Below are 13,427 nucleotides of genomic sequence, written 5' to 3'. Positions count from 1 at the left end.
GGGACACGTACTCCGGGCGCAGTAGGCGGCGGAGAAGAACGGGACCTGGGAGCGACGAATCGGGTCGCACGCATGACCGAGGGTGGACCGTGGGCCCACGCCTCACACCGCACTGGTTGTCATGCCACGGGCCTTCATCTTCCGCTCACGTCCCACGGAGACCCGATCCATGTCCTGGCTGTCGAGATTCAGCCTCGCCCAACGCGCCCTCGTCGGACTGATTTCGATCATCGCGATCGTCTTCGGCGCGATCGCGATCCCTCAGCTCAAGCAGCAGCTGCTGCCCTCGATCGAACTGCCCATGGTCTCCGTCATCGCGCCCTACCAGGGCGCGTCCCCGGACGTGGTGGAGAAGCAGGTCGTCGAGCCTCTCGAGAACTCCATCGACGCGGTCGACGGAATCACCGGCGTCACCTCCACGGCCAGCGAGGGCAACGCCCTGGTGATGGCCCAGTTCGACTACGGCACGGACGGCAGCAAGCAGCTCGTCGCCGACGTCCAGCAGGCGGTCAACCGGGCCCGCGCCCAGCTGCCCGAGGATGTCGACCCGCAGGTCGTCGCCGGTTCGACGGACGACATCCCGACCGTCGTCCTCGCCGTCACCTCCGACAAGGACCAGCAGGCGCTCGCCGACCAGCTCGACAAGTCCGTCGTGCCGACGCTGAAGGACATCGACGGCGTCTCCCAGGTGACGGTCGACGGCGTCCGCGACCTCCAGGTCGACATCACGCCGAGCGACCGCAAGATGGCCGCGGCCGGCGTGAACCCGCAGGCCCTCGCCGAGTCCCTGAAGGCCGGCGGCGCCACCATGCCCGCGGGCTCGCTCGACGAGGCGGGCAAGAACCGCACGGTCCAGGTCGGCGGCGGCTTCACGTCCCTGAAGCAGATCCAGGACCTGATGGTCACGGGCGAGGGCGTCAAGAAGCCCGTACGCCTCGGTGACATCGCCATGGTGAAGCAGCAGCCGTCCACGGCCGACTCGATCACCCGCACCGACGGCGAGCCCAGCCTGTCGCTCGCGGTCACCATGGACCAGGACGGCTCGGCCGTCTCCATCTCCAAGGCCGTCAAGGACAAGCTGCCGCAGCTCCGCGACGACCTCGGCTCCGGCGCCGACGTCACGGTCGTCAGCGACCAGGGCCCGGCCGTCTCGAAGTCCATCTCGGGCCTGACCACGGAGGGCGCGCTCGGCCTGCTCTTCGCGGTCATCGTGATCCTGATCTTCCTGGCGTCGCTGCGCTCGACGCTCGTGACGGCGGTCTCCATCCCGCTGTCGGTGGTCCTCGCGCTGATCGTCCTGTGGACGGGCGACCTGTCGCTCAACATGCTCACGCTCGGCGCGCTGACCATCGCGATCGGCCGCGTCGTCGACGACTCGATCGTCGTCCTGGAGAACATCAAGCGCCATCTCGGCTACGGCGAGGAACGCAGGGAAGCGATCCTCAAGGCCGTGCGCGAGGTCGCGGGCGCGGTCACCTCCTCGACCCTCACCACCGTCGCGGTGTTCCTGCCGATCGGCCTGGTCGGCGGCATGGTGGGCGAGCTGTTCGGCTCGTTCTCCATCACGGTGACGGCGGCGCTGCTGGCCTCCCTGCTGGTGTCGCTGACGGTCGTCCCGGTCCTCTCCTACTGGTTCCTGCGCCCGCCCAAGGCGGCCCGCGGAGTCGACCCGGAGGAGGCCAGGCGCAAGGCCGAGGAGAAGGAGGCGCGCTCCTGGCTGCAGCGGATCTACGTTCCCGTGCTGCGCTTCGCGACGCGCCGCCGCTTCACCTCGCTGCTGATCGCGGTGGTCGTGCTCGTCGGCACGTTCGGCATGGCGCCGATGCTCAAGACGAACTTCTTCGACCAGGGCGACCAGGAAGTCCTCTCCATCAAGCAGGAGTTGGCGCCCGGCACCAGCCTGTCGGCAACCGACGCCTCCGCGAAGAAGATCGAGAAGATGCTCTCCGGCATCGACGAGATCGAGGACTACCAGGTCACCATCGGCTCCTCCGGCTTCATGGCGGCCTTCGGCGGCGGCACCGACACCAACCAGGCGTCGTACCAGGTGAAGCTGAAGGACTCCTCGACGTACGAGGCCACGCAGAAGCGCATCGAGCGCGAGCTCGGACAGCTCTCGGGTGTCGGTACGACGACGATCGCGGCCGGTGACGGCTTCGGCAGCCAGGACCTGTCCGTGGTCGTGAAGGCCGCCGACGGCGACGTGCTGGAGAAGGCGTCCGAGCAGGTCCGCGACGCGGTCGCCTCGCTCGACGACGTCACCGACGTCACCAGCGACCTGTCGCAGTCGGTGCCGCGGATCTCGGTCAAGGCCAACTCCAAGGCCGCTGCCGCCGGGTTCAACGACACCACGCTCGGCGCCGCCGTCACCCAGGCGGTGCGCGGCACCACCAGTGGCAAGGCGACGATCGACGACACCGAGCGCGACATCGTCGTGAAGTCGGCGAAGCCGGCCACCACGATGGCCGAGCTGAAGAAGCTGCCGATGGGCCCGGGCGGCGTCACGCTCGGGGACATCGCCACCGTGAAGACGGTCGACGGACCGGTCTCGATGACCCGGATCGACGGCGCCCGCGCGGCGACGGTCACGGCGAAGCCGGACGGCGACAACACGGGCGCGGTCAGCGCCGACCTCCAGTCGAAGCTCGCCTCGCTCGACCTGCCCAAGGGCGCCACGGCGACCATCGGCGGCGTCAGCGAGGACCAGGACGACGCGTTCAAGAACCTGGGCCTGGCGATGCTCGCGGCGATCGCGATCGTCTTCATGCTGCTGGTCGCGACGTTCCGGTCGCTGGCCCAGCCGCTGATCCTGCTGGTCTCGATCCCGTTCGCGGCCACGGGCGCGATCGGTCTCCTCGTCGCCACCGGTACGGCGATGGGTGTCCCGGCGATGATCGGCATGCTGATGCTCATCGGCATCGTGGTCACCAACGCGATCGTGCTCATCGACCTGATCAACCAGTACCGGGCCCAGGGGCTCGGTGTGGTCGAGGCGGTCGTCGAGGGCGGGCGGCACCGGCTGCGCCCGATCCTGATGACGGCCCTGGCGACGATCTTCGCGCTGCTCCCGATGGCGCTCGGCGTCACCGGCGAGGGCGGGTTCATCGCGCAGCCGCTGGCGGTGGTCGTGATCGGCGGTCTGATCTCGTCGACGCTGCTGACGCTTCTGCTGGTGCCGACGCTCTACGCGATGCTGGAGCTCCGCAAGGAGCGGCGGGCGGCCAAGCGCTCCGCGAAGCGGGGTGGCGGGTCAGAGGTTCCGCCCCAGACCCCGGCCCCGGAGCCGGCCAACGCCTGACGGTGGCCCCGCCGCCTTGGGCAATCTGCCGCCTTGGGCGGCAGGGTGGGCAAGGCGGCACCCCGGTGCGGGGCGAGCGTTCATCTGGCGCTCGCCCCGCCTCCGGTTTCGGGGCTCTGCCCCGGACCCCGCTGCTCAATCGCCGCAGGGGCTTGATTTGCTCACCCGTCAGCGGCGGGAAGGCATGGGTTACGGCAGCGCCAGCATCCGCTCGAGCGCGAGCTTCGCGAACTGTTCCGTCTCGCGGTCGACCTCGATGCGGTTGACCAGCTGGCCGTCCGCCAGGGACTCCAGCGTCCAGACCAGGTGCGGAAGGTCGATCCGGTTCATGGTCGAGCAGAAGCACACCGTCTTGTCGAGGAAGACGATCTCCTTGTCCTCGGAGGCGAACCGGTTCGCCAGCCGCCGCACGAGGTTCAGCTCCGTGCCGATCGCCCACTTCGACCCGGCCGGCGCCGCCTCCAGCGCCTTGATGATGTACTCCGTCGAACCGACGTAGTCCGCCGCCGCCACGACCTCGTTCTTGCACTCGGGGTGGACCAGCACGTTCACGCCCGGTATCCGCTCCCGCACGTCGTTGACGGAGTCCAGCGAGAACCGCCCGTGCACGGAGCAGTGCCCGCGCCACAGGATCATCTTCGCGGCCCGCAGCTCCTCGACGCTCAGCCCGCCGTTCGGCTTGTGCGGGTTGTAGACGACGCAGTCGTCGAGCGACATGCCGAGGTCACGGACGGCCGTGTTGCGGCCCAGGTGCTGGTCCGGCAGGAAGAGCACCTTCTCGCCCTGCTCGAACGCCCAGTTCAGCGCCCGCTCGGCATTGCTGGACGTACAGATCGTGCCGCCGTGCTTGCCCGTGAACGCCTTGATGTCCGCCGAGGAGTTCATGTACGAGACGGGGACCACGGACTCGGCGATGCCGGCCTCGGTCAGCGCGTCCCAGCACTCGGCGACCTGCTCGGCCGTCGCCATGTCCGCCATGGAGCAACCGGCGGCGAGGTCCGGAAGCACGACCTTCTGGTCGTCCCCGGTCAGGATGTCGGCCGACTCGGCCATGAAGTGCACACCGCAGAACACGATGTACTCGGCCTCGGGCCGGGCCGCCGCGTCGCGCGCCAGCTTGAAGGAGTCCCCGGTGACGTCGGCGAACTGGATGACCTCGTCGCGCTGGTAGTGGTGTCCGAGCACGAACACCTTGTCTCCGAGCTTTTCCTTGGCCGCGCGCGCCCGCTCCACGAGGTCCGGGTCGGACGGCGAGGGCAGGTCGCCGGGGCACTCCACGCCGCGCTCGCTCTTGGGGTCGGCCTCGCGGCCGAGCAGCAGGAGCGCCAGAGGCGTGGGGGAAACATCCAGGTCAACGGGGGCCTGGGGGGACTGGGCCGTGGTCACGTCACGCACCCTTTCTTCGCTCTGCTCGACTTTTCGTCGAAATGACGCTATCTATCATACGTGCTTCACGTCAGTTTGACGATGGTGAATTCGTCGATGTGACGCATCCGGCCGCCGCCGCCCCGTGCCCCGCCCGCGCACTGTGTGCGAGCATGAAGAGAAGAAGTGCGTAACCCGGAATGGATCCGGGCCTTTGCCGGTTGCAATGGTCGGCAAGCAGTCTCCGAACAACCCGGGAGAGATGTAGATGTCCGTATCGGACGAGACCACCACCGTCAGCGACGGCATCATCCTCAGCGACGAAGCCGCCGCCAAGGTCAAGGCTCTGCTCGACCAGGAAGGCCGTGACGACCTGGCCCTGCGTGTGGCTGTTCAGCCCGGTGGCTGCTCCGGCCTGCGCTACCAGCTCTTCTTCGACGAGCGCTCGCTCGACGGCGATGTCGTGAAGGACTTCGGTGGCGTCAAGGTCGTCACCGACCGCATGTCCGCCCCGTACCTGGGCGGCGCCTCCATCGACTTCGTCGACACCATCGAGAAGCAGGGCTTCACGATCGACAACCCGAACGCGACGGGCTCCTGCGCCTGTGGCGACTCGTTCAGCTAAGCCGTACAGCGGTACAGCGCGAAGGGGCGGCCCCGCTGGGGCCGCCCCTTCGGCATGCTCCGGGCCCGCTCAGTCGCGCGGCGCGGGCTCGACCCCGCCGGGCGCGTTCTTCTGCGCGTACGGCACGGCGGACCCGTCGGCCGTCACCACCTTCCGCTCGCCGAGCGGAGCGTCGAGCGTCACCGGCAACGTATAGAACTTCGCCATCTGCACGCAGACGGTGCCCTTCTTCTGCGTCTCGGTGACCCGCACGCTCACCCGGCCCCCGAACTCCTCCGCCGACGCCGCGTACTTCGCGCACACCCCGCCCGTGAAGTGCAGCGTCAGGGTCCTGCCCTTGGCGCTGTAGCCCTGGACGTGCACGGTGCGGGTGTCGCCGCCCGCCTTGCCGGAGGACTCCGAGGGGGAGGGCTCCGAACTCTTCGGCGCCGCCAGGTACCTGGGCTCCACCGCCGGATACGTCACCGTGAACGCGGTGTCCGCCCCGTCCGGCCGCACCTCGAACAGCCACGACGGCACCAGCGCCTGCCGGCCCCCGACCGTGTGCGCGGCCAGCCCGAACGTCGCGCCGGTGACATCGACCGTCGCCGGCTTCGGCGGCGCGGAGGCGCAGTCCGCGACCTTGCCCTCGTCCTTGCCCCCGTCCAGCGGCACCGGACTCGCGCACCCGCCGACGGAGACCCGGCCCCCGCCCGCGGCCCCGTTCATCCGCTCAAGGGCCTCGCGCGCCCCCACCGTCGGATACGTGGCGTCCTTCGCCGGCGCCTTCAACCGGCCGCTGCCGCCGACCACTTGACCGTCCGACGCGACCTGGATCCCGGTCGACCAGCCGTACGTCGGCAGCCCGCCGACCACCGGGTCGGCGTTCACCACACGGGTCGCGCCCATGAGTTGCTTCGCGTCCAGCTTCGCGTCGTCCTGGCCGAGGGTCTTCAGGACGGGCGCGGCGGCCCGCTTGGCGGCGGCCTCGCTCACCGCCCGCCCGCGGTCGCCACCAGGGTCGCCGCACTTCGTCCCGCCACCGCACTTGCCACCGGCCGACGGCGCGTACGCGGAGTACGTCCAGGTCCCCGGCGCCTCCCGGCTCACCTGCAACGAGGGTCCCGAACCGTCCTTCGCGGGCCCCACCTTCCAGGCGTCGCCGTCCCGCCGCGGCTTCCCCTGTACGTCGAGGGCCTCGGCGAGCGCGGTGGCCTCGGCGGCGCTCACCCCGCCGCGCGCCCGGTAGACGGGCGCGTGCCCGGGGCCCGCCGGGAGATCGCCGGTCGCCTTGTAACGGGTGCCGTTCGGGTCGGGCTCGCCGGGCGCGATGCCGGGCGGCGACGCCGTGCCGGACGAAGGGGTGGTGCCGGAGTACCCGTCCAGGGCGAGCGGCGGGGGAGTGCCGGTGCCGCCGGGCCGGGCCGACCCCTCGTCGTCGGACCCGCCCGTCGTGTTCGTCGCCAGATACGCGCCGCCGCCACCGGCCAGCAGGACGGCCGCCGCGACCGATACGACAGCCGCCGTGCGCCGTCGCCCGAGACGCTCCCGCGTCCGCTCTTCGCTGCTCACCGCATCGCTCCTTCTCACCGGGGACACCGGTGGGACGGGGCGCGCGGGCGCGCGGTTCCCTTCCGGAAGCCGTCAGTCGCCGAAACCGGCCATGGAGTCGATCAGCCGCGCCGACGACTCGGGCACCACGACCCCGTGAATCCCGGCGGGCCGGTGCGCGGCGCCGGGCCGCTCCACCTCCCACGGCGCCGGTGGCGTCACCCAGTGCGGGAGCATCCGGACGCAGTCGCCGCGCAGCGCCGCGAGATCGTCCTGGACCATGCCTGACACGTCGTAGGTCATGACGGCACGGTAGCCCTGAGGTGACATCCGAAGAAAGACCCGGTATCGGGCATTTTCCATACTTCAGCCCGCGTGCTCCGAGCGGGTAGCGTGAAGCGTCAACTCCTCCCCTTATTCAGGAAGCGTGCTCACGCCGTGCGAATCGCAGTCACCGGCTCCATCGCCACCGACCACCTGATGACCTTCCCCGGCCGTTTCGCCGACCAGCTGGTCGCGGACCAGCTGCACACGGTCTCCCTCTCCTTCCTCGTCGACGCCCTCGACGTACGCCGCGGCGGCGTCGGCCCCAACATCGCCTTCGGCATGGGGCAGCTCGGCACGGGCCCGATCCTGGTGGGCGCCGCCGGATCGGACTTCGACGAGTACCGCGCCTGGCTCGAGCGCCACGGCGTGGACACGGAGTCCGTCCGGATCTCCGAGACCCTGCAGACGGCCCGCTTCGTCTGCACCACGGACGCCGACCACAACCAGATCGGCTCCTTCTACACGGGCGCCATGAGCGAGGCCCGGCTCATCGAGCTGAAGACCGTCGCGGACCGCGTGGACGGACTCGACCTGGTCCTCATCGGCGCGGACGACCCGGAGGCGATGCTCCGGCACACGGAGGAGTGCCGCTCGCGCTCGATCCCGTTCGCCGCCGACTTCTCGCAGCAGATCGCGCGCATGGACGGCGAGGAGATCCGGACGCTCCTCGAAGGTGCCACGTACCTCTTCTCCAACGAGTACGAGAAGGGCCTCATCGAGTCCAAGACCGGCTGGACCGACGAGGAGATCCTCGGCAAGGTCGGCCACCGCGTCACCACGCTCGGCGCGCGCGGCGTGCGCATCGAGAAGGCCGGCGAGGACCCGGTCGAGGTCGGCGTCCCGGAGGAGGAGGCCAAGGTCGACCCGACGGGCGTCGGCGACGCGTTCCGCGCGGGCTTCCTGTCCGGCCTGGCGTGGGGCGTCGGGCACGAGCGGGCGGCGCAGGTCGGCTGCATGCTCGCGACGCTGGTCATCGAGACGCTCGGCACGCAGGAGTACGAGCTGCGGCGGGCGCCGTTCATGGACCGGTTCCGCAAGGCGTACGGGGACGCTGCCGCTGTGGAGGTCGAGGCGCACCTGGGCTGAAGCCTTCGGTGGGGCCGCGGCCGTTGCTGTTCTTTTGTCGGGCAGCGCGGCCGCGGTTTTGCGTGTGGTCCGGTTTGCGCAGTTCCCCGCGCCCCTGGGTTACCTGTTCCTGCGCACCACATATCTTGCGCCCCCAGTGGGGTGTGGCTCCGCTCCTACGTACTCGTGGCCCTGGGTGAAGCACCATGCGGGGATGTCGACCGCGGCCACCTCGTCATCCGCGAGGACGGTCACCGTGCCGCCGATCCGTACGCGGCCGATCGCGCGGCCCAGTTCGATGACGGGCCGAGGGCAGGTCATGCCCAGCGCGTCCACGGTCACGGCCTCGGCCGTGCCCTGCGCCCCGGCGACCGGCGCGTCCAGCTTCTCCCGGACCTCGCCCACCACCCCGGGCAGCACGTCGAGGAAGCGCTCGACCTCGGCCTCGGGAGTGCCCAGCGGCAGGGACACCCGTACGTTCCCCTCGCTCACGACGCCCATCGCGCGCAGCACATGGCTGGGCGTCAGCGTGCTGCTCGTGCAGGACGACCCGGACGAAACGGAGAAACCGGCGCGGTCGAGCCCGTGCAGCAGGCTCTCCCCGTCGACGTACAGACAGGAGAACGTCACCAGGTGCGGCAGTCGGCGCACCGGATCCCCGACGACCTCCACGTCCGGCACCAGCTCCGGCACCCGCGCCCGGATCCGCTCCGTCAACTCCCGCAGCCGCGCCGCCTCCCCTGCGGCCTCCGCACGCACGGCCCGCAGCGAGGCGGCCGCGGCCACGATGCCCGGAATGTTCTCGAACCCGGCGGCCCGGCCCGACTCCCGCTCGTCGGCGGGCCCTTGAGGGGCGAACCGTGTCCCCTTCTTTACGGCGAGCAGCCCGACCCCCGCCGGCCCGCCCCATTTATGGGCGCTCCCGGCGAGCAACGACCACTCGCCCGCCACCGGCCCCCACGCCAACGACTGCGCGGCATCCACGAACAACGGCACCCCGGCGCCCCGACACACCTCGGCCACCTCGGCGACGGGCTGCTCCGTCCCCACCTCGTGATTGGCGGACTGCAGACAGGCGAGCGCGGTGTCCTCCCGCAGTGCGGCCCGGAAGGCCTCGACGGACACCCCGCCTTCGCGCCCCACCCCGACCTGGGTCACCGACCCGCCGAGGCTTTCGTGCGCCGCGGCCGAATGGAGCACGGAAGAGTGTTCGACGGCTGACACGACCAGGTGCTTTCCGGTGCGCCGCCGCCCCGCGAGCGCCCCCGCCACGCCGTCGTGCACCGCCCGCGTCCCGGACGAGGTGAACACCAACTCGTCGGGCCGGCACCCCACGGCCTCGGCGGCGGCCTCCCGTGCGGCGTCGAGCAACAACCGCGCCCGCCGCCCTTCTCGGTACAAACGCGACGGATCGGCCCACCCTTCATCGAGCGAGGCCTGCAGAGCCTGCCGAGCAACGGGATGCAAAGGAGCGGCCGAGGCCCCATCGAAGTACGCCACACCGCAACGCTACGGGTCGCCGAGCGGCCGACGCCGCCAGGGGCGCGGGCCTGTGACATCAGCGGCTCCGCCACGGGGCGCTTCCCCAGGGGCGCGGGGCCTGCGCGCCCAGCCACGCCCGACCGCCACCCACCGGGGTGGCTGAGCCCCGTCTCCCCAGGGGCGCGAGGAACCGCGCACACCAACCACGCCCGACCGCTCCCCATCGGGGTGACCGACCCCCGCCTCCCCAGGGGCGCGGGGAACTGCGCGCCCAACCACGCCCGACCCCCACCCACCGGGGTGGCCGGCCCCCGCCTCCCCAGGGGCGCGAGGAACCGCGCACCCCAACCACGCCCAACCGGAACCCGCCGCCAACCAGCCCCCGCCCCCCAAAGGCGCCCCCCGACCCCCCGTCAGAAACCCTCAAGCGCGGCCCGATCCCACCCTTCGGAGTGACCCGCGGCGCGTTAGGCACCCTCCCCGCGCGACCCCAAATAGCGTCCAGTAGGGTTTGGTCCGCATAAACATCCAAACCCCTGCCCGTGTGCCAGGGCGGCGAGCGACCAGCGAGATGGCGGCCGTAGCCAACCAAAGAGCGCGGGCGAGACTCTCGGGAAGGCGCTACGTGAGTCCCAACGGCTCCGACCGCTCGTCGCGGCGCCCGATGCGGCGGAAGCTGCCGCAGGTGCTGACTGCGGGCCTGATCCTGGTAACCGCTACCGGTTGCACATACAAGGACTTCCCTCGTCTTGGTATGCCCACTCCGGTGACGGAGGAGGCCCCTAGGATCCTCTCCCTCTGGCAGGGCTCGTGGGCGGCAGCGCTCGCCACGGGCGTGCTGGTGTGGGGTCTGATCCTGTGGAGTGTCATCTTCCACCGGCGCAGCCGCACCAAGATCGAGGTTCCAACTCAGACGCGGTACAACATGCCGCTCGAGGCGCTGTACACGGTTGTTCCGCTGATCATCGTGTCGGTCCTCTTCTACTTCACCGCGCGCGACGAGTCGAAGCTTCTGAAGCTCGAGGACAAGCCCGCACACACTGTCAACGTGGTCGGCTACCAGTGGAGCTGGGGCTTCAACTACGTCGAGAACGTGCCGGGTGTCGACGGTGACGCCAAGACCTCCAAGGAGCTCTCGGGTATTCCGAGCCGCTTCAAGGAGGACTTCCCGGCGAACGCCGGCGGTGTCTACGAGGTCGGTACTCCTGGCGAGCGGAACCCGCAGACCAACAACCCCGGCCCGACCCTCTGGCTCCCCAAGGGCGAGAAGGTCCGCTTCGTTCTGACTTCGCGTGACGTCATCCACTCCTTCTGGGTGGTGCCGTTCCTCATGAAGCAGGACGTCATTCCGGGCCACACCAACTCCTTCGAGGTGACCCCCAACAAGGAGGGGACCTTCCTGGGCAAGTGCGCCGAGCTCTGCGGTGTCGACCACTCCCGGATGCTGTTCAACGTGAAGGTCGTCTCTCCTGAGCGCTACCAGCAGCACCTCAAGGACCTCGCGAAGAAGGGGCAGACCGGTTACGTCCCGTCGGGCATCGCCCAGACGGACCACGAGAAGGACCGGGAGACGAAGAACCTGTGAGCATCCTCAACGAACCCCAGGGTGCCGCGGCAGCAAGCGACTCGTACGAGAACGAGCTGCCGGCCCGCACCAAGAGCCCCGGCTCGACGGTGATCAAGTGGCTCACCACAACTGACCACAAGACCATCGGCACGCTCTATCTGGTCACGTCGTTCGCGTTCTTCTGCATCGGCGGAGTGATGGCGCTCTTCATGCGCGCCGAACTCGCCCGCCCCGGCACGCAGATCATGTCGAACGAGCAGTTCAACCAGGCGTTCACGATGCACGGCACGATCATGCTGCTGATGTTCGCGACGCCGCTGTTCTCCGGCTTCGCGAACTGGATCATGCCGCTCCAGATCGGTGCCCCGGACGTCGCGTTCCCGCGACTGAACATGTTCGCCTACTGGCTGTACCTGTTCGGCTCGCTCATCGCGGTGGGTGGCTTCCTCACGCCGCAGGGCGCCGCCGACTTCGGCTGGTTCGCCTACAGCCCGCTGTCGGACGCGGTCCGCTCGCCGGGCATCGGCGCCGACATGTGGATCATGGGTCTGGCCTTCTCCGGCTTCGGCACCATCCTCGGCTCGGTCAACTTCATCACCACGATCATCTGCATGCGCGCTCCCGGCATGACGATGTTCCGCATGCCGATCTTCGTGTGGAACGTGCTGCTGACCGGTGTCCTGGTCCTGCTGGCCTTCCCGGTGCTCGCCGCCGCGCTGTTCGCCCTGGAGGCGGACCGCAAGTTCGGTGCCCAGGTATTCAATGCCAGTAATGGCGGCGCATTGCTCTGGCAACACCTCTTCTGGTTCTTCGGACACCCAGAGGTGTACATCATCGCCCTGCCATTCTTCGGAATCATTTCCGAAGTGATCCCGGTCTTCTCGCGCAAGCCGATGTTCGGCTACTCCGGCCTCATCGGCGCGACGATCGCGATCGCCGGTCTCTCCGTGACGGTGTGGGCGCACCACATGTACGTCACCGGCGGTGTGCTGCTTCCGTTCTTCTCCTTCATGACGTTCCTGATCGCCGTGCCAACGGGCGTGAAGTTCTTCAACTGGATCGGAACGATGTGGAAGGGCTCGCTGTCCTTCGAGACACCGATGCTCTGGACGATCGGCTTTCTGATCACCTTCACCTTCGGTGGTCTGACGGGCGTCATCCTGGCGGCCCCGCCGCTGGACTTCCACGTCTCGGACTCGTACTTCGTGGTGGCGCACTTCCACTACGTGGTGTTCGGCACCGTGGTCTTCGCGATGTTCGCCGGCTTCCACTTCTGGTGGCCGAAGATGACCGGCAAGATGCTCGACGAGCGCCTTGGCAAGATCACCTTCTGGACGCTGTTCATCGGCTTCCACGGCACGTTCCTGGTGCAGCACTGGCTGGGCGTCGAGGGCATGCCGCGTCGTTACGCGGACTACCTCGCGGCCGACGGCTTCACCGCGCTGAACACGATCTCGACGATCTCCTCGTTCCTGCTCGGCCTGTCGATCCTGCCGTTCTTCTACAACGTCTGGAAGACCGCCAAGTACGGCAAGAAGGTCGAGGTCGACGACCCGTGGGGCTACGGCCGTTCGCTCGAGTGGGCGACGTCCTGCCCGCCGCCGCGGCACAACTTCCTCACGCTGCCGCGCATCCGTTCGGAATCCCCGGCGTTCGACCTTCACCACCCGGAGATCGCCGCGCTGGACCAGCTCGAGAACGCCGGACACGGCGACAAGGCGCTTGCTAAGGAGGCCGGCAAGTGAAGGTCCAAGGCAAGATGTTCATCTGGCTGAGCCTCTTCGTCCTGATCATGGCCGGTGTCTACGGCGTGTGGTCGAAGGAGCCGGCCGGTACGACGGCGCTCTTCCTGGCGTTCGGCCTGTGCATCATGGTCGGCTACTACCTGGCCTTCACGGCCCGGCGTGTCGACACCGGTGCCCAGGACAACAAGGAGGCCGACGTCGCGGACGACGCCGGCGAGGTGGGCTTCTTCAGCCCGCACTCCTGGCAGCCGCTCGCGCTGGGTGTCGGCGGCGCGCTCGCCTTCCTGGCCGTGGCCATCGGCTGGTGGCTGCTGTACTTCTCGGCCCCGATCATCATGTTCGGCCTGTGGGGCTGGGTCTTCGAGTACTACCGCGGTGAGAACCAGAACCAGTAGCACCCGCTGCCGGTCCTGAGCTCCCGTC

Annotated in this window: 10 protein-coding genes; 6 read left to right on the top strand and 4 right to left on the bottom strand. The window is 69.3% G+C overall.

Going from position 1 to position 13,427, the window contains the following annotated elements; translation table 11 throughout:
* Positions 1-169: 169 nt before the first annotated feature.
* Positions 170-3,298: an efflux RND transporter permease subunit gene (locus tag ACZ7L4_RS15405; RefSeq protein ID WP_472102714.1), complete on the top strand. Its 3,129-nt coding sequence runs from the start codon at positions 170-172 to the stop codon at positions 3,296-3,298.
* Positions 3,299-3,487: 189 nt separating this feature from the next.
* On the opposite strand, the gene nadA is transcribed toward ACZ7L4_RS15405, so the two are convergent.
* Complete coding sequence (gene nadA, locus ACZ7L4_RS15400; protein ID WP_472102712.1) at positions 3,488-4,693, bottom strand: quinolinate synthase NadA; 1,206 nt, start codon at positions 4,691-4,693, stop codon at positions 3,488-3,490.
* A 238-nt stretch (positions 4,694-4,931) separates the two neighbouring features.
* On the opposite strand from nadA, the gene ACZ7L4_RS15395 reads away from it, so the two are divergent.
* Positions 4,932-5,288, top strand: a complete 357-nt coding sequence (locus ACZ7L4_RS15395; RefSeq protein WP_111661853.1) for a HesB/IscA family protein — start codon at positions 4,932-4,934, stop codon at positions 5,286-5,288.
* Between the two features lie 69 nt (positions 5,289-5,357).
* Here ACZ7L4_RS15395 and ACZ7L4_RS15390 read toward each other — a convergent pair whose 3' ends face one another.
* On the bottom strand, positions 5,358-6,839 hold the full coding sequence (locus ACZ7L4_RS15390) for a hypothetical protein (RefSeq protein ID WP_472102710.1): 1,482 nt from the start codon (positions 6,837-6,839) through the stop codon (positions 5,358-5,360).
* A gap of 72 nt (positions 6,840-6,911) precedes the next feature.
* Entirely contained in the window at positions 6,912-7,121 is a 210-nt protein-coding gene (locus tag ACZ7L4_RS15385) for a hypothetical protein (RefSeq protein WP_472102708.1), read from the bottom strand.
* Between the two features lie 135 nt (positions 7,122-7,256).
* On the opposite strand from ACZ7L4_RS15385, the gene ACZ7L4_RS15380 reads away from it, so the two are divergent.
* The gene (locus ACZ7L4_RS15380) at positions 7,257-8,231 is read left to right on the top strand and encodes a carbohydrate kinase family protein (protein WP_472102706.1); all 975 of its coding nucleotides are present in this window, start codon (positions 7,257-7,259) and stop codon (positions 8,229-8,231) included.
* A 99-nt stretch (positions 8,232-8,330) separates the two neighbouring features.
* Here the strand turns inward: ACZ7L4_RS15380 and ACZ7L4_RS15375 are convergent, their stop codons facing one another.
* On the bottom strand, positions 8,331-9,710 hold the full coding sequence (locus tag ACZ7L4_RS15375; RefSeq protein ID WP_472102704.1) for an aminotransferase class V-fold PLP-dependent enzyme: 1,380 nt from the start codon (positions 9,708-9,710) through the stop codon (positions 8,331-8,333).
* 607 nt (positions 9,711-10,317) lie between these two features.
* Here ACZ7L4_RS15375 and ctaC point away from each other — a divergent pair.
* Genes ctaC through ACZ7L4_RS15360 form a run of 3 tightly spaced genes read left to right on the top strand, consistent with a single transcriptional unit; the run spans position 10,318 to position 13,399 of the window.
* Entirely contained in the window at positions 10,318-11,277 is a 960-nt protein-coding gene (ctaC, locus tag ACZ7L4_RS15370) for an aa3-type cytochrome oxidase subunit II (RefSeq protein WP_472102702.1), read from the top strand.
* Positions 11,274-13,004: an aa3-type cytochrome oxidase subunit I gene (gene ctaD, locus ACZ7L4_RS15365; protein ID WP_472102700.1), complete on the top strand. Its 1,731-nt coding sequence runs from the start codon at positions 11,274-11,276 to the stop codon at positions 13,002-13,004. Before ctaC ends, ctaD begins: the two co-directional genes overlap by 4 nt.
* Entirely contained in the window at positions 13,001-13,399 is a 399-nt protein-coding gene (locus ACZ7L4_RS15360) for a cytochrome c oxidase subunit 4 (protein ID WP_266720452.1), read from the top strand. The genes ctaD and ACZ7L4_RS15360 overlap by 4 nt, the downstream gene beginning before the upstream one ends.
* Positions 13,400-13,427 lie beyond the last annotated feature (28 nt).

This window comes from Streptomyces sp. NPDC107575 (genome assembly GCF_055657265.1).
The sequence above is the reverse complement of the archived record's forward strand: the minus strand, read 5'-3'. Positions and strand labels throughout refer to the sequence as shown.

Bases quoted from the DNA above. Each gene is read 5' to 3' on its own strand.
- ACZ7L4_RS15405 (WP_472102714.1), top strand. From the start codon at position 170: ATGTCCTGGCTGTCGAGATTCAGCCTCGCCCAACGCGCCCTCGTCGGA.
- ACZ7L4_RS15385 (WP_472102708.1), bottom strand. From the start codon at position 7,121: ATGACCTACGACGTGTCAGGCATGGTCCAGGACGATCTCGCGGCGCTG.
- ACZ7L4_RS15395 (WP_111661853.1), top strand. From the start codon at position 4,932: ATGTCCGTATCGGACGAGACCACCACCGTCAGCGACGGCATCATCCTC.